The sequence below is a fragment of the Actinophytocola glycyrrhizae genome (assembly GCF_042653545.1).
Taxonomy (GTDB): Bacteria; Actinomycetota; Actinomycetes; order Mycobacteriales; family Pseudonocardiaceae; genus Actinophytocola; species Actinophytocola glycyrrhizae.
The window spans coordinates 581,640-601,961 of the sequence record NZ_JBHSIS010000003.1; the positions used below are offsets into that span (position 1 = coordinate 581,640).

The window sequence follows — 20,322 nt, forward strand, 5'->3', positions numbered from 1 at the left end:
CAAAGCCAGGGCGCGCCGCGCCCGGCCCGCGCAACCCCGATGGTGGCGCAAGCCCTCCGTCACCCCAAAGACCTGCCCGTCCGGCGACGACAACCCCCAAACGGCAACCCGGGCTCCGCCATGAGCGTGAGTAAAGGCGAACCGGGCACCGGCTGGACGGGTGCGCTGGACGGGGATAACATCGCTCATGTTAACGATGGCTAACCTGAGCGGAGTGAGATGGACGCGCCCGTGCTGGGGAGCGGGGTCGACCCTGGTGACCCCGCGTACCAGCGGTACGTGAAGGAGCACGCCGCGCTCGTCGACGATCTGCGTGCCCGCACCGTCGCCGCCGCGCGCGGTGGTGGTGAACGGGCGCGGCAGCGGCACCTCGACCGGGGCAAACTGCTGCCGCGGGACCGGGTCGAGTCGCTGGTCGACCCCGGCTCACCGTTCCTCGAACTGTCCCCGCTGGCCGCGACCGGCATGTACGACGACGAGGCGCCCGCGGCCGGGATCATCACCGGCGTCGGCCGGGTGTCCGGCCGCGAGTGCGTGATCGTCGCCAACGACGCCACGGTCAAGGGCGGCACCTACTACCCGGTCACCGTCAAGAAGCACCTCCGTGCGCAGGAGGTGGCGCTGCACAACAACCTGCCGTGCGTGTACCTGGTCGACTCCGGCGGCGCGTTCCTGCCGCGCCAGGACGAGGTGTTCCCCGACCGCGAGCACTTCGGCCGCATCTTCTTCAACCAGGCCAACATGTCCGCGCGCGGCATCCCGCAGATCGCCGCCGTGCTCGGTTCCTGCACCGCCGGTGGCGCGTACGTGCCCGCGATGAGCGACGAGGCCGTGATCGTCCGCGACCAGGGCACGATCTTCCTCGGCGGGCCGCCGCTGGTGAAGGCCGCGACCGGTGAGGTGGTGACGGCCGAGGAGCTCGGTGGCGGCGACGTCCACTCGCGACAGTCCGGGGTCACCGACCACCTCGCCGAGGACGACGCGCACGCGCTGCGGATCGTCCGCTCGATCATCTCCACGCTCGGCCCGCGTCCGCCGCGCCCGTGGGAGGTCGCGCCGGTCGAGGAGCCCGCCGCCGACCCCGCCGAGCTGTACGGCGTGGTCCCGGCCGACTCCCGCACCCCCTACGACGTGCGCGAGGTCATCGCGCGGGTGGTCGACGGCAGCCGGTTCCGCGAGTTCAAGAAGGAGTACGGCACCACGCTCGTCACCGGGTTCGCCCGCATCCACGGCCACCCGGTCGGGATCGTCGCGAACAACGGCGTGTTGTTCGGCGAGTCCGCGGTCAAGGGCGCGCACTTCATCGAGCTGTGCGACCAGCGCAGCGTTCCGTTGGTGTTCCTGCAGAACATCACCGGGTTCATGGTCGGCCGCGACTACGAGACCTCGGGCATCGCCAAGCACGGTGCGAAGATGGTGACGGCCGTCGCGTGCGCGCGGGTGCCGAAGTTCACCGTGATCATCGGCGGCTCGTTCGGCGCGGGCAACTACTCCATGTGCGGCCGGGCCTACGAGCCGAGGTTCCTGTGGATGTGGCCCAACGCCAGGATCTCGGTGATGGGCGGCGAGCAGGCCGCTTCCGTGCTGGCGACGGTGCGGCGCGACCAGCTCGGCGACGACTGGTCCGCCTCCGACGAGGAGGCGTTCAAGGCGCCGATCCGCGCACAGTACGAGGACCAGGGCCACCCGTACTACTCGACCGCGCGGCTGTGGGACGACGGCGTGATCGACCCGGCCGACACGCGGATGGTGCTCGGGCTTGGCCTGTCCGCCGCGGCGAACAAGCCCCTGGAACCCGTCCGCTACGGCGTATTCAGGATGTGAGCATGTTCCACACAGTACTGGTCGCCAACCGCGGCGAGATCGCGATCCGCGTGACGAACACGTTGTCCCGCATGGGAATCCGATCGGTCGCGGTGTACACCGACGCCGACGCGGACGCCCGGCACGTCGCGGAGGCGGACGAGGCGGTGCGGGTCGGCGGCTACCTGTCCATCGAGGACATCGTGGCCGCCGCGCGCACGACCGGCGCGCAGGCCGTGCACCCCGGGTACGGCTTCCTCGCGGAGAACGCCGCGTTCGCGCGTGCCTGCGCCGACGCGGGGATCGTGTTCGTCGGCCCGCCGCCCGCGGCGATCGAGGCCATGGGCGACAAGATCCGCGCGAAGCAGACCGTCAGCGCGGCCGGGGTGCCGGTCGTGCCGGGGCGGACCGAGCTGGGCATGTCCGACGAGGACCTGGTCGCGGCCGCCGCCGAGGTCGGGTACCCGGTGCTGGTCAAGCCCTCCGCGGGTGGCGGCGGCAAGGGCATGCGGCGTGTCGAGGCACCCGCCGACCTGCCTGCCGCGCTGGAGTCGGCGCGCCGGGAGGCCCGTGGTTCGTTCGGCGACGACACCCTGTTGGTAGAGCGCTTCGTCGCCAGTCCCAGGCACATCGAGATCCAGGTGCTGGCCGACGGGCACGGCTCGGTGATCCACCTCGGGGAACGCGAGTGCAGCCTGCAGCGGCGGCACCAGAAGATCATCGAGGAGGCGCCGTCGCCGCTGCTCGACGCCGAGGCAAGGGCCAGGATGGGGGCGTCCGCCGCGGCCGCCGCCCGCGCGGTCGGCTACACCGGCGCGGGCACCGTCGAGTTCATCGTGTCGACCGACCGGCCGGACGAGTTCTTCTTCATGGAGATGAACACCCGCCTGCAGGTCGAGCACCCGGTGACCGAGATGGTGACCGGGATCGACCTGGTGGAGCAGCAGATCCGGGTCGCGGCGGGCGAGTCCCTCGGGATCGGTCAGTCCGATGTGGAGCTGACCGGGCACGCGGTGGAGGCACGGGTCTACGCGGAGGATCCCGCGCGGGGCTTCCTGCCGACCGGTGGCCGGGTGCTCGCGATCACCGAACCGTCCCATGAGCTGGTGCGCGTGGACTCCGCACTGCGTGAGGGGACCGTCGTCGGCTCTGACTACGACCCCATGCTGGCCAAGGTGATCGCGTGGGGCACGGACCGTTCGTCGGCGTTGCGGAGCCTGTCCTCCGCGCTCGGCGAGACGGCCGTACTCGGGGTCGGCACCAACGTGGCGTTCCTGCGCGCGCTGCTGTCCGATGTGGATGTGGTCGCCGGGCGGCTGGACACCGGCCTGGTGGAGCGCAAGCTCGACGCGCTCGTCGCGGCCGACGTGCCCGACGTGGTGTTCGCGGCGGCCGCGCTCGACGAGCTGACCAATCTCCAGCCCACCGGTGCGGTGGTCGACCCGTGGGACCTCGCAGGCGGCTGGCGGCTCGGCGGCCCCGTCGCCACCCCGTTCAAGCTGGTCTGCGGTGACCGCGAGGAGACCGTCCGCGTCACCGGCACCCCCGCCGCGGCCTCCGTCGTGGTCGGTGCGGGCGAGCCGGTGGCCGCGTCCGCGCGCCGGGACCGGGGCAGGCTCACCGTGACCTTCGGCGGCCGCACCACCACGTTCCTGCGCGCGCGGGACGGCGCCACGCTGTGGCTCGCGACGGGCGGCCGCACCTGGTCGGTCGACGAGCACTCGCTGCTGGAGAGCAGTGCCACAGCCGCTGCCGGCGGCGGGCCGGTGACCAGCCCGATGCCCGGCACCGTGCTGGTCGTGAAGGCCGCGGCGGGCGACGTCGTCGCGGCCGGGGCGCCGCTGGTCGTCGTCGAGGCGATGAAGATGGAGCACACCGTGACGGCGCCGGTCGACGGCGTGGTCACCGAACTGCACGTCCGCGCGGGCCAACAGGTCGCGCTGAACCAACCCCTTGCCGTGGTGACCCCACAAGAGGAGCAGTGATGATCGACTTCCGGCTCACCGAGGAGCACGAGGCCCTCCGCAAGACCGTCGAGGAGTTCGCGCGCGAGGAGGTCGCGCCGGTCATCGGCGACCTGTACGAGAAGGCCGAGTTCCCGTACGAGATCGTGGCGAAGATGGGCCGGATGGGCCTGTTCGGCCTGCCGTTCCCCGAGGAGTACGGCGGCATGGGTGGCGACTTCCTCGCCGTGTGCGTCGCGCTGGAGGAGCTGGCGCGCGTCGACTCGTCGGTCGCGATCACCCTCGAGGCAGGCGTGTCGCTCGGCGCCATGCCGATCTTCCGGTTCGGCACCGAGGAACAGAAGCGGGAGTGGCTGCCGAAGCTGTGCACCGGCGAGCTGCTCGGCGCCTTCGGGCTCACCGAACCCGGCGGCGGCTCCGACGCGGGCGCGACGCTGACCACCGCCGTCGAACGGGACGGCAACTGGGTGCTCAACGGCTCGAAGGCGTTCATCACCAACTCCGGCACGAACATCACCGGGCTCGTCACCGCCACCGCGGTCACCGGCCGGACCTCCGAGAACCGCAAGGAGATCTCGGCGATCATCGTGCCCTCCGGCACACCGGGGTTCTCGGTGTCCAAGAGCTACTCGAAGGTCGGCTGGAACTGCTCGGACACCCACGAGCTGTCCTTCGTGGACTGCCAGGTGCCGGTGGCGAACCTGCTCGGCCGGCGCGGCAGGGGCTACGCCCAGTTCCTGTCCATCCTGGACGAGGGCCGGATCGCCATCGCGGCGCTTTCCGTCGGCCTGGCGCAGGGCTGCGTCGACGAGAGCGTGCGGTACGCCCACGACCGCAGCGCGTTCGGCCACCCGATCGGCGGCTATCAGGCCATCCAGTTCAAGATCGCGGACATGGAGGCCCGCGTGCACACCGCGCGGCTCGCCTACTACGCGGCGGCGGCGAAGATGCTGCGCGGTGAACCGTTCAAGAAGGAGGCGGCGATCGCCAAGCTCGTCAGCTCCAACGCGGCCATGGACAACGCCCGCGACGCGACGCAGGTCTTCGGCGGCTACGGGTTCATGAACGAGTACCCGGTCGGCCGCTTCTACCGCGACGCGAAGATCCTCGAGATCGGCGAGGGCACGAGCGAGGTGCAGCGGATGCTGATCGCTCGTGAGCTGGGTCTGCGCTGATCGCGGCGGTACGATGACGACGCTTTCCGCCCTGCTGCGTCGTACGGAGGCTCCATGCGCGCGTCCCGCCGGATCGTCACGCTCGTGCTCACGGCGGCGTTGCCGCTCGCCGTGGTCACCCCCGCCGCCACGGCCGCTCCCGCGCCTGGCCGCCCCACTCCACCACCCTGGCTGAAGATCGAGGACGGGGTCAGCGTGCCCCAGTTCGACCTCGCGAACGCGGTCGAGGAGACGCTGTTCGTGCAGACGGAGGTCGACAGCGACCTCGACGGGGTGCGCGACCGCGTCCGGGTGCGGCTGTCGCGGCCGGGGGAGACCGAGACACAGGGCATCAGGGTGCCGGTGATCTTCGAGCACAGCCCGTACCGCTACAACACCGGCGGCGGCCAGAACCACAACGTGGACTTCTCCGTGCTGCCGCAGGAAGGCATCCAGCCGCACGCCGCCCGTGCCGGTGGCGCCGCCGCCGCGCCGCGGCCGGACCTGCCGGGGTCGCTGGACAACTACTGGGTGCCGCGCGGGTACGCGGTCGTGCTCGGTGAGTCGATCGGCACCGGGTTCTCGGACGGGTGCCCCACGGTCGGTGACATGAAGGAGACGCTCGGCACGAAGGCCGTCATCGACTGGCTCAACGGCCGGGCGAAGGCGTACACGGAGGCGGGCGAGCCGGTCGAGGCGGACTGGACCACCGGCGACGTCGGCATGACCGGGGTGTCCTACAACGGCACGCTGCCCAACCAGGTGGCCACGACCGGTGTCGAGGGGCTGCGCACGATCGTGCCGGTGTCGGCGATCGCGAGCTGGTACGACTACTACCGGGCGAACGGCCTGGTGCGGGCGCCGCACTCGAGCATGTCCGGGCGGGGGCGCAACGCCTTCCAGGGCGAGGACCTCGACGTGCTCGGGTACTACGTGGAGGGCCCCGGGCGCGTGGAGAAGTGCGCGCACGTCACCGACGCGCTGCTGCAGTACGCCGATCGGACCACCGGTGACTACAACGCGTACTGGCACGAGCGGGACTACCTGCACCGCGCCCGCGGGATCGAGGCGAGCGTGTTCGTGGTGCACGGGCTCGAGGACTACAACGTCATGCCGACGGCGTACTCGTCGTGGTGGTCGCGGCTGGAGCGGTACGACGTGCCACGCAAGATCTGGTTGCACAAGGGCGGGCACGGCGGTCCCGGTGTGGCCGACTACCAGCGGACCCTCAACCGGTGGATGGACCACTGGCTGTTCGGCGTGCGCAACGGGATCATGACCGAGCCGCGCGCGGACGTGCAGCGCCCGGACGGCACGTACGAGAAGTACGCGGACTGGCCCGCGCCCGGCGCCCGCGACACGAAGCTCCGGCTGTCGTCACCGTCCGCCACCGACCCGGGTGCGCTGGGGCGTACGGGTGGCGGCCCCCGTCAGTCGTTCGTGGATTCCGGTCGCACGCTGGACACGGACGTCGCGCTGCTCCCGAACCCGTCGTCGCCGAACCCGAACCGGCTGGCCTACCTGTCCGCGCCACTGGCCAGCGACACCCACCTGAGCGGCACCCCATCGGTGTCGCTGCGCGCGTCCGTCGACAACCGGTACGCGGCGAACCTGACGGCGGTGCTGGTCGACTACGGCCCCGACGGCCACACGATGGTGACGCGCGGGTGGACCGACGTGCAGAACCGCAAGGACGTCGACCGGAGCACCCCGATCGTGCAGGGCAAGGAGTACACGTTCGAGTGGCCGCTCGAGTCGGACGACTACGTGTTCCCGGCCGGGCACCGCATCGGCCTGGTGATCGTGTCGACGGACATGCACTTCACGCTGCGCCCACAGCCGGGAACGCAACTGACGGTGAACCCGGGCAGGAGTTCGGTGACCCTGCCCGTGGTCGGGGGCCGGCTGTGAAGCGGCTGCTGGTCGTCCTGTTGTCACTGGCGACGCTGACCGGCCTGGCACCGGCAGCGGTCGCGGCACCGCCGTGCACCTCCACATTGGACTGCACGGTCGCCGAGATCAACGCGATGCCGATGGCCGACCGCCTGGACTTCGTGCGGGACATGCAGTCCGGCCCGGCCGCCGCACTGGGCGCGAGCGACCGGTGGCGCAACATCGAGGGCGTGATCACCTTCTTCCGCGACCGCGGCCTCGGCGCCAGTGACACGTGGGTGTCGTACGTGGACGCGGGCATCGTGGAGGGCATCCAGCGGGGCATCGCGATCGCGCTGGGCTGGTCGGGCGACACCGGCGGCAACCCGGGTTCCGCGAAGTGGGCGAGCTACCTGACCAGGCTGTCGACGGGCCAGCTCACGACCCGCGCGGCACACGACCGCGCGTGGAGCGAGGCGGAACAGGCGTCGACGGAGTACGGCGACGAACTGGCGAAGTCCCACGGCGTGCCGCCCACGGCGGTGGAGCGGCGGTTCTACCAGTTCTCGGAGATGTACCGGTGGGCGCTGCGAAACCGCCCGTTCGCACTCGACCTGCTGGCGGTGTACGGCCCGCTGATCCACCCCGGCCTGGCGCCGGCCCGCGTGCCGTTCTACGACTGGTTCACCGACGTCGGCGAGTCGGCCCCGTCGTACCGCGGCAGCGAGATGGCGTACGGCTTCGCCGAACTGAACCCGATCACCGGCGTGTTCGGCATGGCGGGCCTGTTCCTGGCCTACATGAAGAACCTGTTCGAGGAATACCAGACCCAGACCGGACCGTGAGGCGGCTGGCCGCCGGCCCCCTCGAACCACGCTACCGGACACCACCGACAAAACCGGCCGGTGGAATCCGGGTCGTCCACAGCACGACGGCCTGGTGAGTGCTGTGAAAGGCGCGTTCACGGCATTACCAGTGCCGTGAATGGCACATTGACGGCGTTGAGCGCCGTGAACGGCCCATTGACGGCATCCCGGATGCCGTCAACGCGCCTTTCACGGCACCAAAGCCAGGGCGCTCCGCGCCCGGCCCGCGAAGCGGGAAACCTGCCCGCGCAGCGGGCCCGCAACCCCACGCAACCCCGACGGTGGCGCAAGCCCACCCCAAAGGGGCTCCCTGCCATCCCGTCGACCTGGCGAAGCCCGATCACACCGCGTCAAAGGGGGGCCAAACGGCCGAATCACAACAGGCACGAATCGGCCCCCCTTGGCGCGGTGTGATAGCCCCTGGGAGGTCGACGGGATGGCAGGCAGACCCGAACCCAACCGCCGCCGAACAACCCCCTCCGCCACCCCCGAGACCTGCCTGTCCGGCGAGGACAAACCCACAACGTCAACCGCAGCTGACCCGGGAGACCTGCCCGTCCGGCGAGGACCAAACCCCCAGACAGGCAACCCCGACCAGCAGACCCCGGAGACCGGCACGACACACCGAGTCGTCGTTTCGTGGCGAGTGAGAAAGCCATCAGGTCCGGGACCTCGATCAGGGATAGCATCGGAAGTGTGACCCGCTCACCTGCACGGATCTCCCACGACCACGCAGTGGACGCGCTCCGCGCGCAGCTTGTCGCCCGGCCGGACGGGGCGCCGATCCGGCTGGCCAAGCCCACCTCGAACCTCTTCCGGTTCCGCGAGCCGCCCGGCCGGGAAGCGCTCGACGTCAGTGCCTTCTCCGGCGTCATCGAGGTCAGCGGCACGACCGCGGACGTCGGCGGCATGACCACCTACGAGGACCTGGTCGACGCGACACTCCCGCACGGCCTGATCCCGCACGTGGTGCCGCAGCTGAAGACCATCACGCTCGGTGGTGCGGTCGCCGGGCTGGGGATCGAGTCGACGTCCTTCCGGAACGGGATGCCGCACGAGTCGGTGCTGGAGATGGACATCCTCACCCCGTCCGGCGACGTCGTCACCGCCACCCCGGACAACGAGCACGCCGACCTGTTCCGCGGCTTCCCCAACTCCTACGGCACCCTCGGTTACGCGCTGCGGTTGCGCATCGAGCTGGAGCGGGTCAAGCCGTACGTGCGGCTGCGGCACGTCCGGTTCACCGACGCCGCCGACTGCGCCAGGGCCATCGAGGACATCTGCGCCGCGGGCACCTACCGCGACGACCCCGTCGACTTCCTCGACGGGGTCGCGTTCGGCGGCACCGAGCTGTACCTGACGCTCGGCAGCTACGCCGACACCGCGCCATCGCTGTCCGACTACACCGGGCAGCAGATCTTCTACAAGTCCATCCGTGACCGCGTCACCGACCACCTCACGATCCGCGACTACCTGTGGCGCTGGGACACCGACTGGTTCTGGTGCTCCAAGGCCCTCGGCGCGCAGCACCCGCTGGTCCGCCGCCTGTGGCCGCGCCGCTACCTGCGCTCCGACGTGTACCGCAGGATCGTCGCGCTCGACCGGCGGCACGACCTGTCCGGGCGGGTGTACCGGCTGGCCCGCCAACCCGCTCGGGAACCGGTGATCCAGGACGTCGAGATACCCGTGGAGCGGCTCGCCGAGTTCCTCCGGTTCTTCGCCGAGGAGATCCGCATCAGCCCGGTCTGGCTGTGCCCGCTGAAGCTGCGCGAGCAGACCGGCTGGCCGCTGTACCCGATGAAACCCGGCCGCCTGTACGTGAACGCCGGCTTCTGGGCGACCGTCCCCTTGGGACCGGACGAGCCCGAGGGCACCCACAACCGGCGGATCGAGCGCAAGGTCACCGAGCTGGGCGGGCACAAGTCGCTGTACTCCACATCGTACTTCGATGAGGATGAGTTCTGGGTGGCATACGACGGGGAGACCTACCGGCGCCTCAAGGACACCTACGACCCGGACCGGCGGCTCCCCGACCTGTACTCGAAAGTCGTGCGGAACAAGTGATGGGGAGGAGCGGCATGCGGCTGGCGGAGATCATCGAGCGTGCGGTGGGGCGGAACGCTCCCTTGGAGTTCACCGGGTACGACGGGAGCCGGGCGGGGGTACGCGGCGCGCCGGTGCGGATCGAGGTGAAATCCCCGCTCGCGTTGTCCCACATCGCGTCGGCGCCCGGTGAGCTGGGGCTCGCACGCGCCTACGTGAGCGGGGCGCTGGACATCCACGGCGACATGTACACCGCGCTGCGGAACATGGCGGCGCTGACACTGGACTCGTTGCCGCCGAAGATCCAGGCGGAGCTGCTGCTGAAGCTGGGCTGGTCACGGCTGTGGTGGCCGGTGCCGCACCCGGCGGTGGAGGCGCGGGTGCGCGGCAGACGGCACTCCAAGCGCCGCGACCAGGAAGTCATCTCGCACCACTACGACGTGTCCAACCGCTTCTACGAGTGGGTGCTCGGCCCGTCGATGGCGTACACGTGTGCGGTGTACCCGGACGTCGACTCCTCGCTCGAGGAGGCGCAGTGGACCAAGCACGACCTGGTGGCGCGCAAGCTCGGCCTGAAGGAAGGCATGCGGCTGCTGGACGTCGGCTGTGGCTGGGGCGGCATGGTGCTGCACGCCGCCAAGCACTACGGCGTGCGGGCGCTGGGGGTCACCCTGTCCCGCAAACAGGCGGAGTGGGGCCAGAAGAAGATCGCCGAGGCGGGGCTCACCGACCTCGCCGAGATCCGGCACCTGGACTACCGCGACGTGGCGGAGGACGGCTTCGACGCGATCAGCTCCATCGGACTGACCGAGCACGTCGGCGAGGCCGAGCTGCCCGCGTACGTGCGGTCGCTGCACGACAGGCTGCGCCCGGGCGGCAGGCTGCTGAACCACTGCATCACCCGCCCCGACAACACCCACGGCGCGCGGGTGACGGGGTTCTTCGGCCGCTACGTGTTCCCCGACGGCGAGTTGCTCGGTCCCGGCCACATCATCTCGGCCATCCACGACCACGGGTTCGAGGTCCGCCACGAGGAGAACCTGCGTGAGCACTACGCGAAGACGCTGACCGCGTGGTGCGCGAACCTCGACGAGCACTGGGACGAGGCCGTGCGCGAGGTCGGTGAGGGCCGGGCCCGCGTGTGGCGGCTGTACATGGCCGGCTCGCGGCTCGGCTTCGAGGAGAACAACATCCAGCTGCACCAGGTGCTCGCGGTGAAGCTGGACGGGGTGCGGTCGCACATGCCGCTACGCCCGGAGTGGTGAGCGGTCCCTGAAGGGCGCCCGCACGAGGGTGCCCTTCAGGGTTTGCGGGCCACACCCGCGAAGACCAGCGACGCCTCCGGGTGCTCGCCGACGTCCTCCGGCGAGTCCGGTCGCCACTCCGGCGTCCACACCAGGCCGGGCTCGACGAACTCCAGCCCGTGGAAGAAGCGCGTGATGTCGTCCGGGGTCCTGCGCACCCCCGGGGTGCTCGACTCCTGGTACAGCCGGTCCACCTCGGCGCGCCCTTCCAGCGACGGGTTCTCCACGCCGTGCGACAGCACGAGGAAGCTGCCCGGCGACAGCGCCGACACGTACCGGGCCACGGCGTCGTGCGGTTCGGCCGAGTCCGGGATGAAGTGCAGCACCGCCACCATCAGCAGGGCCACCGGCCGCGAGTAGTCGATCAGCGGCGACGCCAGTACCGGGCCGGGGTCGGTCAGGTCGCCGAGCATGGCCTCGGCGCCGGGGGTGTCCTTCAGCAGCAGGTCACTGTGGGTGACCGCGACCGGCTCGTTGTCCACGTACAGCACCCGCGCGCCGGGGTCGGCCGCCTGCGCGATCTCGTGCACGTTGCCCGCGGTCGGGATGCCCGACCCGATGTCGACGAACTGCCGGATGCCCTGCTCGGCGCAGAACCGCACCGCCCGCCGCAGGAACGCGCGGTTGAGCCGGGCAGCGGACCGCGCCAGCGGCATGACCTCGAGCAGTTTCGCCGCGAACACCCGGTCCTGCTCGAAGTTCGCGGCGCCGCCAAGGAGGTAGTCGTAGATCCGCGCGGCGTTGGGGCGGTCAAGGTCGATCGACTCGGGGGCCCAACTCGGGCGGTCACCAGTCATGCACCCGATGCTATGCGACAACAGGGCCGTGACGAGGCAGTATGACGGCATGATGTCGCTGTCCGCCGCCTCGGCCAACGTCGTGGACATGGTGCTGCGTGGCGGCGTCGCCGACCTGCGGCCGATGCCCCGCGTGCTCATCGACAAGGGCCCGAACCGCTCGGTGTACCGCTTCGTCGCGCACGACCGCCTGCTCGGTGGCGAGCCGGTGCTGCTGGTGCCGCCGCTCGCGGTGCCCGCCTACTGCTTCGACCTGCGCCGCGGCTGCAGCCTGGCGGAGCACCTCGTCGACGCGGGCAGGCGGCTCTACCTGGTCGACTACGGCAGCGTACGGTTCTCCGACCGCGGTCTGGGGCTCGAACACTGGATCGACGAGGTGCTGCCCCGCACGATCCGCGCGGTGAGCAGGGACGCGGGCGGCGCACCGGTGCACGTGGTCGCGTGGTGCCTCGGCGGCATCCTGTCGCTGCTGACCCACGCCGACCGGGCCGACCTGCCGATCGCGTCGATCGCGACGGTCGCCGCCCCGATCGACATGACCGCGATCCCGCTGGTGGCCCCGATCAAGCCGCTGGTCGACGTGACGAACGGCTGGATACTGACCCCGGTGTACCGCGCGCTGGGCGGCGCACCACGCGCGCTCGTGAAGCGGGTGTTCCAGCTGTCGGCGATCGACAAGGTCGTCACGAAGCCCTACGCCATCCTGTCCCACCTGGACGACCGGGACTTCCTGGCGCAGATCGAGGCGGTGGACCGCTTCACCGACAACATGATCGCCTACCCCGGGCGGACGTTCGGCCAGATGTACCACCGGTTCTTCCGGTCCAACGACCTGTCGAACGGCGAGGTGGACTTCGGCGGCAGGCGGATCTCGCTGCACGAGGTGAAGGTGCCGGTCCTGGTGGTGGCGGGGGAGGGCGACAGCATCGCCCCGGAGCGGGCGGTGCGGCGGCTGGTCGACGTGCTGGACAACGCGGCACAGGTCCGTTTCGAGGTCGCGCCCGGCGGGCACCTCGGTGTGCTGGCCGGACGCCGCGCCAGGAGCACGACGTGGGCGCGCCTGGACGAGTTCCTGGGCGACCACGCGCCGCTGGGGCAGGGCGGCTGACGGTCCTCAGGCAGTGGTCAGCACCAGAGCGCTCGTCGGGACCCCCGTACCTGCCGTGACCAGCACGTTCCCGACCGACGCGACCTGGTTGGCCGCCGTGCCGCGGACCTGCCTGACGGCCTCCGCGATGCCGTTCATGCCGTGGATGTACGCCTCGCCGAGCTGGCCGCCGTGGGGGTTGGTCGGGAGGCGGCCGTCGAGTTCGAGTGCGCCGTCCGCGATGAAGTGGCGGGCCTCGCCGCGTGGGCAGAAACCCAGCTCCTCCAGCTGCACCAGAACGAACGGGGTGAAGTGGTCGTACAGCACCGCCACCGACATGTCCTGCGGGCCAAGGCCGCTCTGCCGCCACAGCTGCTCCGCGACCAGGCCCATCTCCGGCAGCCCGGTCAGGTCGGCGCGGTAGTAGCTGTGCATCGTGAATTGGTCGCCGCCCGCCCCCTGCGCGGCGGCCGCGATGCGGGCGGGCCGGTGCGGCAGGTCGGCGGCCCGTCCCAGCGACGTCACCACCAGCGCGACCGCGCCGTCGCTTTCCTGGCAGCAGTCCAGCAGCCGCAGCGGTTCCGCGATCCACCTCGACGACTGGTGGTCCGCCAGCGTGATCGGGCGGTTGTGGAACCACGCCTTGGGGTTGGTCGCCGCGTGCCGCCGGTCCGCGACCGCCACCCGGCCGAAGTCCTCGCTCGTCGCACCGTAGGTGTGCATGTAGCGGCGGGCGAACATCGCCACCGACGCCGCCGGGGTGCCAAGGCCCATCGGGTAGTGCCAGCTGTTGTCCAGGCCGCTGGAGGTGGGGGCCGCCGCGGCCGCGGTCTGCACCCGGCCGAAGCGGCTGCCCGAACGTTCGTTGAACGCGCGGTAGCACACCACCACCGACGCCATGCCGGTCGCGACCGCCATCGCCGCCTGCTGCACCGTCGCGCAGGCCGCGCCGCCGCCGTAGCCGACCCTGGAGAAGAACGACAGCGACGGGATGCCCAGCTCGCGGGCGACCGCCACCTCCGCGTTGCCGTCCATGGTGAACGTCGTCAGTCCGTCCACATCGGACGGTCTCAGTCCGGCGTCGGCGAGCGCGTACTTCACCGCCTCCGCCGCGAGCCGCAGTTCGCTGCGGCCGGAGTCCTTCGAGAACCCCGTGGCGCCGATGCCCACGATCGCTGCGTCCATCACGGCACCTCGATCCGCACGGTGCCGGTCACGTGGTCGCCGAGGCTGTTGCGGCCGGCCACCGCGACGACGTACTCGTTGCCGTCGTGCTCGGTGACCCGGCCGGTGAACGTCAGCGTCTCGTAGGCGTAGCAGGGCACCCCGAGCCGGATCGCGATCTTCTTCACCCGCACCGCAGGCCCGGCCCAGTCCGTGACGAACCGCTGCACCAGCCCGGTGTCGGTGAGGATGTTCAGGAAGATGTCCTTCGAACCCCGCCGCACCGCGAGATCGCGGTCGTGGTGCACGTCCTGGAAGTCCCGCGTCGCCAGCGCCGTGCTCACCACGAACGTCGGGGTCACGTCGATGGACAGCGGTGGCAGCTCCTCGCCGACGGTGATCATCGGCGCCGCCACACGGGCATCGTCAGCTCGTCGTCGACCTCGACGAACCCGATCCGCACCGGGAGTCCGATGTGGACCTCCTCCGGTGGCACGGCCAGCTCGGCCAGCAACCGCACTCCTTCCTCCAGTTCGACGAGCGCCACCACGAACGGCGGTGTGTGGCCCGGCACCGGCGGGTGGTGGTGCACGACGTAGCTGTACACCTCGCCGAGTCCGCTCGCGACGACGTGACCGGGCCTGGTCTCGTTGCAGGACGGGCACATCGGGCCCGGCGGGTGCCGCAGCTCACCGCAGCCGCCGCACCGCTGGATCCGCAGCTCACCGACGGCGGTGCCTTCCCAGAAGTACGCCGTGTCCCGGTTCACCACCGGCCGGATCACCGGTCCCACCGGCGGTTTCGCGGGTTTCGGGGCGAACTTGAGCACCCGGAACATCATCTCCGCGACCGGTTCTTCGCCGACCCACCAGGTGTTGCGGGTCGTCACGAACCAGCCATCGCCGAGTGCTGTCCTCTTCGGACCGGCGACGCTCTCCAGCCGGGCCGTGAGCGCGACCTCCTCGCCGTAGCGCAGACAGCGGTGGTAGGTCTGCTCGCAGTCGGTGGCCACGATCGACGTGTACCCGGCCTCGTCGAGCACGGCCAGCATCGCACCGAGCGGGTCGTCGGCCGCGCGCTCGTGGTGCAGACCGCCCATCGTCCACACCTGCGCCATCGCGGGCGGCGCGACCTCGGTGTACGCGGTGCTGCGGTCCCCGAGCGCCTCCAGCCAGTTGCGTGCCATCGGCAGGTTGACGGGATCGCGGCCCCGTCGTGGCGCGGACTCGCCCCTGGCCATCACCTCGCGGGCCGCGGCCTCGATGGCACTCATCGCGGCACCCGGGGCAGGCCGAGCCCGGCCGTGGCGATCAGCTCGCGCTGCACCTCGTTCACGCCGCCACCGAACGTGAGCACCAGGTTGCGTTTCGCCTGCACGTCCAGCCAGCGCAGCAGCCGTCCGGTCGCCGGGTCCGCGGGATCGCCGTGCACCGCGACCACCTCCTCCAGCGCGCGCCCCAGCCACTGGGCGCGGTCCGACGAGAACACCTTCGTCGCGGACGCGTCCGCGATCGACACGTCCGCACCGGCCGCGGCGACCTGCCAGTTCAGCAGCTCGTTGACCCGCACGTGCGCGCGTGCCTTCCCCAGGGCGCGCCGCACGTCCGGTTCGGAGAGCAGGTCACGGGCCGCCGCCCAGTCCCGCACCCGCTCGTACAGCGCGGCGAGCCGCCCGGCCGGGCCGAGCATGACGCGCTCGTGGTTGAGCTGGGTGGTGATCAGCCGCCAGCCCGCGTTCTCGGTGCCCACCAGCATGTCGGCGGGCACCCGCACGTCGGTGTAGTACGTCGCGTTGACGTGGTGCGCGCCGTCGCACGTGATGATCGGCGTCCACGTGAACCCGGGGTCGCGGGTGTCGACGATCAGGATGGAGATGCCCTTGTGGCGCGGGGCTTCCTGGTCGGTGCGGCACGCGAGCCAGATGTAATCCGCGTCGTGCGCGCCGGTCGTGAAGGTCTTCTGGCCGTTCACGACGTACGTGGAGCCGTCACGGACCGCGGTGGTGCGCAACGAGGCCAGGTCGGTGCCTGCCGACGGTTCGGTGTAGCCGATCGCGAAGTGGAGCTCACCGGCGAGGATCCTGGGCAGGAAGAAGTCCTTCTGCGCCTGCGTTCCGTAGGTCTGGAGCGTCGGCCCGACGGTCTGCAGCGTCACGTACGGCAGCGGCACGTCCGCCCTGGCCGCCTCGTTGACGAAGATCTGCTGCTCGACCGGGCCGAACCCGCGGCCGCCGTACTCGGTCGGCCAGCCGACGCCGAGCCAGCCGTCGCGGCCCATGCGCCGCACGAGCGCGCGGTACGCCGCGCCGTGCCGGTCGGTGAGCGTCGCCGCGCGCTCCGCCGTGGACATCAGGTCGCGGAAGTACGCGCGCAGCTCGGCCGCGAGTGCCTGCTGGGCCGGGGAAAGCTCGAGGTCCATCAGACCGCCGCCAGCCGGTGCTCGACGCCGCCGATGAGGCGGACCAGGTCCTTGGTGGCGGAGTAGTAGCGGTGCATGGCGTAGCTGTCGTCGACGCCGAGACCGCCGTGCAGGTGGTGGCACGTGTGGAGGGCGGGCATGGCCTCCTCGGCCAGCCAGTAGGCGGCGATCGCGAGGTCGTCGTCCGGGTCGAGGTCCGGATCGCGGCCTTCGGCGAGGCGCCAGATCGCCGACCACGCGGCGAGGTGCAGCGTGCGGGACGCGATGTACACGTCCGCGATCTGCTGCGCGACGGCCTGGAACGTGGCGAGCGGTCTGCCGAACTGCTCACGGGTGCGGACGTGCCCGGCGGTCAGCGCCAGCGCGCCCGCGAGGAGCCCGTCGCCGTACGCGCAGGCGCCTGCGAGCGCGAACCGCCGCAGCTCGACGGTGTCGCACAGCCGGTCGCCACGCACCCCGTCGAGGACCACGGTGTGCTCCGGTGCGCCGCTCGCCGAGTACGTCCCGGTCAGCGCGGCGTCCGACGGGGCGACGAGGAACACCGTGTCCCCGGCGGGCACCAGGAGCCGGTGCGCCCGCGCGGCGTCCGGCACGCCGACCGCGGTGCCGGTCAACCGGTCGCGATCGGCGGTCACCTCGCCGCGCAGGGCAGCGGTCAGGTACCGCTCGCCAGCGGCGACGGGCGGCAACAGCGCCCGGTGCCGATCCGCTCCACAGTGGACGATCGGGAGCACGCCGAGCGCGAGCGTGCTCAACGCGGGCAGCGGCGCCGCGGCCCGGCCCACCTCGGTCAGCACCAGCGCGGTCTCCAGCACGCCGAACCCCTCGCCGGACAGCAGACCGGCCTGCCCCAGTGCTTTCCACGCCGACTCGGGGTCGGGTTCCCGGGCCAGCACGTCACGGGCCAGCCCCGCGACCGCCTGCTGGGTGTCGTCCAACGCGAAGTCCATCGGGAAGTCTCCTGTCACATGTGGTCGCTGCGCTCGTCGCTAGAGACGCCGTCTTCCCTCCTGCGCTGCCCGGTCGCTCGTCAGTCCGGACGGCGCCCCGCTCCCACGCTCCGGCTCCCGAGGCAGGCCGAGGATCCGTTCGCCGATGACGTTGCGCAGCACCTGCGTGGTGCCGCCCGCGATGGAGAGGCATCGGGTGAGCAGGAACTCGTGCAGTGCGCCCCCGGTGTCCTCGTCGACGGCCGCGCCCGCCGCGCCGAGCAGGTCGACCACCGCCTCCGCGACGTCCTGCCGGTGCCGCACCCCGACCAGCTTGCACACGCTCGACTCCGGCCCCGGCCCGCGCCCGGCCAGCTGCCGCAGCGTGGCCCGAAGGTCCACGAGGGACACCGAAAGGCCCTGTGCCACCAGTTCGCCGACGCGTTCGCGGGCCTCGTCGGGGATGTCCAGCGACAGCAGGCGTTCCACCCCCTCGCCGAGCGCGGAGCCCGCGCCCAGCGCGACCCGCTCGTTGGCGAGCGTGGTGCGGGCGAGGCGCCAGCCGCCGTCGACCTCGCCGACCACGCAGTCGTCCGGCACGAACACCTCGTCGAGGAACACCTCGTTGAACCGGGCCTCGCCGGTGATCTCCCGCAGTGGCCGCAACGTGATCCCTGGCGTGCGCATGTCGACGAGGAAGTACGTGATGCCCTGGTGTTTCGGCGCGGCCGGATCGGTGCGGGCGAGGCAGATGGCCCAGTCGGCCTCGACCGCCTGCGACGTCCACACCTTCTGCCCGGTCAGCAGCCAGCCGCCGTCGGCGCGGGTCGCCTTCGTGCGCAGCGCGGCGAGGTCGGAGCCCGCGCCGGGTTCGGAGAACAGCTGGCACCAGCGCAGCTCGCCACGCAGTGTCGGGCCCGCGAAGCGTTTCCGCTGTTCCTCGGTGCCGTGCGCGAGGATCGTCGGCACGGCCCACGCGCCGATCACCAGGTCCGGTCTGCGAATCCCGGCCCTGGCCAGCTCGTCGTCGATCACCAGCTGCGCGCGGGGCGAGGCGGCGAGCCCGTAGGGCGGGGGCCAGTGCGGTGTGAGGTATCCGCTGTCCGCCAACCGGACGCGTTGCTCCGCGGGGGACAGCGCGCCGATCGACGTGGCGAACTCGCGTGCCGGGACACGAGCGGCGTCGTCGGTGTCCACGCCGAGGCTGCGCCGCACCCCGGCGAGCGCCCGCGCGGCCACCTCCCGGCGCCAGCGGGCGGTGCCGCCGAGCAGTTGCCGGTTCGCGAGCGCGCGGCGCAGGTACAGGTGCGCGTCGTGCTCCCACGTGAAGCCGATGCCACCGAGGACCTGGACGCAGTCCTTCGCGTTCTCGACCGCCGCGTCGACCGCGAGTGCCGCTGCCGACGGCGCGGACAGCTCACCGCCGCGTGCGGCGTCCCACGCGAGCGCGGCGGCCTGTTCGGTGCGGCACAGCATTTCCGCGCACAGGTGCTTGACTGCCTGGAACGAGCCGATCGGCCTGCCGAACTGCTCCCGAAGCCTGGCGTGGGCCACCGCGGTGTCGAGGCACCAGCGCGCGATCCCCGCGGCCTCCGCGGCGAACAGGGTGGCCGCGGTGTCGAGGACGTGCGTGGTCGTCAGGCCGGTCGCGGTGACCGGCACGTCGTCGAGGGTGACGCGGCCGAGCGGGCGCGAGAAGTCCAGCGGGGCCAGTGGTGCCGCCGGTGCGGTGGCGGTGAACCAGGTGCCACCGGCACCGAACAGCACCGGGCCGTCGGTCACGAGCACCGGTGACAGGGTGCCGGTGGCGCGGCCGCCGGTGACCGTCACCTCGCCCGCGTCCAGTGCGATGCCGACAGGGGAGCCGAGCAGCACGGTCGTGAGCGCCGAGGGCAGCACCGGTCCCGGCACCAGGTGCCGCGCCGCCTCCTCGACCGCGGCGGCCTGGTCGGCGAGCGTCCCGCCGTCGGCGGTGATCGTCAGCAGGCCGAGTTCGGTCACGGCGGGCCAGTGGCGCCGCCACGCGTCCGGCTCGGTCTCCATCGCACGCACCGTGGCGAGCGTGTCAGCACGCTCGGCCATGTCCCGCACCACGCGCTGGAGGTCCTCGGTCACCGACACGCACCCGAGTATAGAACATGTTCTAGTTTTCCGGCTGTGGACGGACGTAACATGTCCGCTGCGTGGGTTCTGTAAGCTGTGGGCCGCAGGCAGGAACGCGTTTCGAAACAGGGGATCATCCGATGGCAAGACCGCGCACGGCGGGCGCCAACGCGCTGAACGTGCTCACCGACGACGAGCTCGGGTCAGCCGCCCAGCGCGACCGTCGCAAGAGGATTCTGGACGCCACGATCGCGCTGGCGTCGAAGGGGGGCTTCGAGGCGGTGCAGATGCGTGCCGTCGCGGAGAAGGCCGACGTCGCGCTCGGCACGCTCTACCGGTACTTCCCGTCGAAGATCCACCTGCTGGTGTCCGGTCTCGCGCGGGAGCTCGAACGCGGCCAGGAACGCGGGGGCACCTCGATCCCCGGCGACACCGCCTACGACCGGCTGCTGTTCGTGCTCGGCCGCATCACCCGCGCCATGCAGCGCGACCCGAACCTCACCGAGGCGATGACCAGGGCGTTCATGTTCGCCGACGCGTCGGCCGCCGCCGAGGTGGACACCGTCGCGAAGCTGATCGAGCGCACGTTCGCCCGCGCGCTGCACGATGACGACCCGGCGGGTGAGCCGACCGACGAGGACCGCGCGATCGCCCGCGTCATCGGCGACGTGTGGCTGTCGAACCTCGTCGCGTGGGTGACCCGCCGGTCCTCCGCGTCGGACGTCGCGGAGCGGCTGGAGCTGACCGTGCGGTTGTTGCTGACCCACAAGGCGGAGTAACCCGGGCGGCGGTGGACTGGCCCGTGTCCGCACGGCATA

General features: G+C 71.4%; 16 protein-coding genes. 9 read left to right on the forward strand and 7 right to left on the reverse strand.

The window, feature by feature from the left end; genetic code table 11:
* Positions 1–219 precede the first annotated feature (219 nt).
* From ACFPCV_RS08840 to ACFPCV_RS08870, 7 genes are all read left to right on the forward strand, one after another.
* Positions 220–1,824: a carboxyl transferase domain-containing protein gene (locus tag ACFPCV_RS08840; protein ID WP_378055557.1), complete on the forward strand. Its 1,605-nt coding sequence runs from the start codon at positions 220–222 to the stop codon at positions 1,822–1,824.
* Between the two features lie 2 nt (positions 1,825–1,826).
* Positions 1,827–3,788, forward strand: coding sequence for an ATP-binding protein (locus ACFPCV_RS08845; RefSeq protein ID WP_378055558.1), 1,962 nt, complete (start codon positions 1,827–1,829; stop codon positions 3,786–3,788).
* Positions 3,788–4,942 carry an acyl-CoA dehydrogenase family protein gene (locus ACFPCV_RS08850; protein ID WP_378055559.1) on the forward strand — a complete coding sequence of 385 codons (1,155 nt, stop codon included), beginning with the start codon at positions 3,788–3,790 and terminating at the stop codon, positions 4,940–4,942. The genes ACFPCV_RS08845 and ACFPCV_RS08850 overlap by 1 nt, the downstream gene beginning before the upstream one ends.
* Before the next feature lie 54 nt (positions 4,943–4,996).
* Positions 4,997–6,832 (forward strand): Xaa-Pro dipeptidyl-peptidase, encoded by a 1,836-nt coding sequence (locus ACFPCV_RS08855; protein WP_378055560.1) that lies wholly within the window; start codon positions 4,997–4,999, stop codon positions 6,830–6,832.
* Entirely contained in the window at positions 6,829–7,638 is an 810-nt protein-coding gene (locus tag ACFPCV_RS08860) for a hypothetical protein (RefSeq protein ID WP_378055561.1), read from the forward strand. Before ACFPCV_RS08855 ends, ACFPCV_RS08860 begins: the two co-directional genes overlap by 4 nt.
* A gap of 708 nt (positions 7,639–8,346) precedes the next feature.
* Complete coding sequence (locus ACFPCV_RS08865; RefSeq protein ID WP_378055741.1) at positions 8,347–9,723, forward strand: FAD-binding oxidoreductase; 1,377 nt, start codon at positions 8,347–8,349, stop codon at positions 9,721–9,723.
* 14 nt (positions 9,724–9,737) lie between these two features.
* Positions 9,738–10,967 carry a class I SAM-dependent methyltransferase gene (locus ACFPCV_RS08870; RefSeq protein WP_378055562.1) on the forward strand — a complete coding sequence of 410 codons (1,230 nt, stop codon included), beginning with the start codon at positions 9,738–9,740 and terminating at the stop codon, positions 10,965–10,967.
* A gap of 35 nt (positions 10,968–11,002) precedes the next feature.
* On the opposite strand, the gene ACFPCV_RS08875 is transcribed toward ACFPCV_RS08870, so the two are convergent.
* Positions 11,003–11,803: an SAM-dependent methyltransferase gene (locus ACFPCV_RS08875; RefSeq protein WP_378055563.1), complete on the reverse strand. Its 801-nt coding sequence runs from the start codon at positions 11,801–11,803 to the stop codon at positions 11,003–11,005.
* 49 nt (positions 11,804–11,852) lie between these two features.
* Here ACFPCV_RS08875 and ACFPCV_RS08880 point away from each other — a divergent pair, with 49 nt between their 5' ends.
* Positions 11,853–12,911 (forward strand): alpha/beta hydrolase, encoded by a 1,059-nt coding sequence (locus ACFPCV_RS08880; protein ID WP_378055742.1) that lies wholly within the window; start codon positions 11,853–11,855, stop codon positions 12,909–12,911.
* Between the two features lie 6 nt (positions 12,912–12,917).
* Here the strand turns inward: ACFPCV_RS08880 and ACFPCV_RS08885 are convergent, their stop codons facing one another.
* From ACFPCV_RS08885 to ACFPCV_RS08910, 6 genes are read right to left on the reverse strand one after another with little or no spacing between them, the layout of a single operon-like run.
* Positions 12,918–14,075, reverse strand: a complete 1,158-nt coding sequence (locus tag ACFPCV_RS08885; RefSeq protein WP_378055564.1) for a lipid-transfer protein — start codon at positions 14,073–14,075, stop codon at positions 12,918–12,920.
* Entirely contained in the window at positions 14,075–14,458 is a 384-nt protein-coding gene (locus tag ACFPCV_RS08890) for a MaoC family dehydratase (protein WP_378055743.1), read from the reverse strand. The genes ACFPCV_RS08885 and ACFPCV_RS08890 overlap by 1 nt, the downstream gene beginning before the upstream one ends.
* The gene (locus tag ACFPCV_RS08895; protein ID WP_378055565.1) at positions 14,455–15,327 is read right to left on the reverse strand and encodes a bifunctional MaoC family dehydratase N-terminal/OB-fold nucleic acid binding domain-containing protein; all 873 of its coding nucleotides are present in this window, start codon (positions 15,325–15,327) and stop codon (positions 14,455–14,457) included. Before ACFPCV_RS08895 ends, ACFPCV_RS08890 begins: the two co-directional genes overlap by 4 nt.
* Complete coding sequence (locus ACFPCV_RS08900) at positions 15,324–16,472, reverse strand: acyl-CoA dehydrogenase family protein (protein WP_378055566.1); 1,149 nt, start codon at positions 16,470–16,472, stop codon at positions 15,324–15,326. The genes ACFPCV_RS08895 and ACFPCV_RS08900 overlap by 4 nt, the downstream gene beginning before the upstream one ends.
* Positions 16,472–17,422, reverse strand: a complete 951-nt coding sequence (locus ACFPCV_RS08905; protein WP_378055567.1) for an acyl-CoA dehydrogenase family protein — start codon at positions 17,420–17,422, stop codon at positions 16,472–16,474. Before ACFPCV_RS08905 ends, ACFPCV_RS08900 begins: the two co-directional genes overlap by 1 nt.
* A gap of 39 nt (positions 17,423–17,461) precedes the next feature.
* Positions 17,462–19,483 carry an acyl-CoA dehydrogenase family protein gene (locus tag ACFPCV_RS08910; protein WP_378055744.1) on the reverse strand — a complete coding sequence of 674 codons (2,022 nt, stop codon included), beginning with the start codon at positions 19,481–19,483 and terminating at the stop codon, positions 17,462–17,464.
* Between the two features lie 161 nt (positions 19,484–19,644).
* Here ACFPCV_RS08910 and kstR point away from each other — a divergent pair, with 161 nt between their 5' ends.
* Complete coding sequence (kstR, locus tag ACFPCV_RS08915) at positions 19,645–20,283, forward strand: cholesterol catabolism transcriptional regulator KstR (RefSeq protein WP_378055568.1); 639 nt, start codon at positions 19,645–19,647, stop codon at positions 20,281–20,283.
* Positions 20,284–20,322: the final 39 nt, after the last annotated feature.

Excerpts from the sequence above, each read along its gene's own strand:
- ACFPCV_RS08910 (WP_378055744.1), bottom strand. The coding sequence starts at position 19,483 with ATGGCCGAGCGTGCTGACACGCTCGCCACGGTGCGTGCGATGGAGACC.
- ACFPCV_RS08895 (WP_378055565.1), bottom strand. The coding sequence starts at position 15,327 with ATGAGTGCCATCGAGGCCGCGGCCCGCGAGGTGATGGCCAGGGGCGAG.
- ACFPCV_RS08850 (WP_378055559.1), top strand. The coding sequence starts at position 3,788 with ATGATCGACTTCCGGCTCACCGAGGAGCACGAGGCCCTCCGCAAGACC.
- kstR (WP_378055568.1), top strand. The coding sequence starts at position 19,645 with ATGGCAAGACCGCGCACGGCGGGCGCCAACGCGCTGAACGTGCTCACC.
- ACFPCV_RS08890 (WP_378055743.1), bottom strand. The coding sequence starts at position 14,458 with ATGATCACCGTCGGCGAGGAGCTGCCACCGCTGTCCATCGACGTGACC.
- ACFPCV_RS08875 (WP_378055563.1), bottom strand. The coding sequence starts at position 11,803 with ATGACTGGTGACCGCCCGAGTTGGGCCCCCGAGTCGATCGACCTTGAC.
- ACFPCV_RS08840 (WP_378055557.1), top strand. The coding sequence starts at position 220 with ATGGACGCGCCCGTGCTGGGGAGCGGGGTCGACCCTGGTGACCCCGCG.
- ACFPCV_RS08880 (WP_378055742.1), top strand. The coding sequence starts at position 11,853 with ATGATGTCGCTGTCCGCCGCCTCGGCCAACGTCGTGGACATGGTGCTG.
- ACFPCV_RS08845 (WP_378055558.1), top strand. The coding sequence starts at position 1,827 with ATGTTCCACACAGTACTGGTCGCCAACCGCGGCGAGATCGCGATCCGC.
- ACFPCV_RS08885 (WP_378055564.1), bottom strand. The coding sequence starts at position 14,075 with ATGGACGCAGCGATCGTGGGCATCGGCGCCACGGGGTTCTCGAAGGAC.
- ACFPCV_RS08905 (WP_378055567.1), bottom strand. The coding sequence starts at position 17,422 with ATGGACTTCGCGTTGGACGACACCCAGCAGGCGGTCGCGGGGCTGGCC.
- ACFPCV_RS08855 (WP_378055560.1), top strand. The coding sequence starts at position 4,997 with ATGCGCGCGTCCCGCCGGATCGTCACGCTCGTGCTCACGGCGGCGTTG.
- ACFPCV_RS08870 (WP_378055562.1), top strand. The coding sequence starts at position 9,738 with ATGCGGCTGGCGGAGATCATCGAGCGTGCGGTGGGGCGGAACGCTCCC.
- ACFPCV_RS08900 (WP_378055566.1), bottom strand. The coding sequence starts at position 16,472 with ATGGACCTCGAGCTTTCCCCGGCCCAGCAGGCACTCGCGGCCGAGCTG.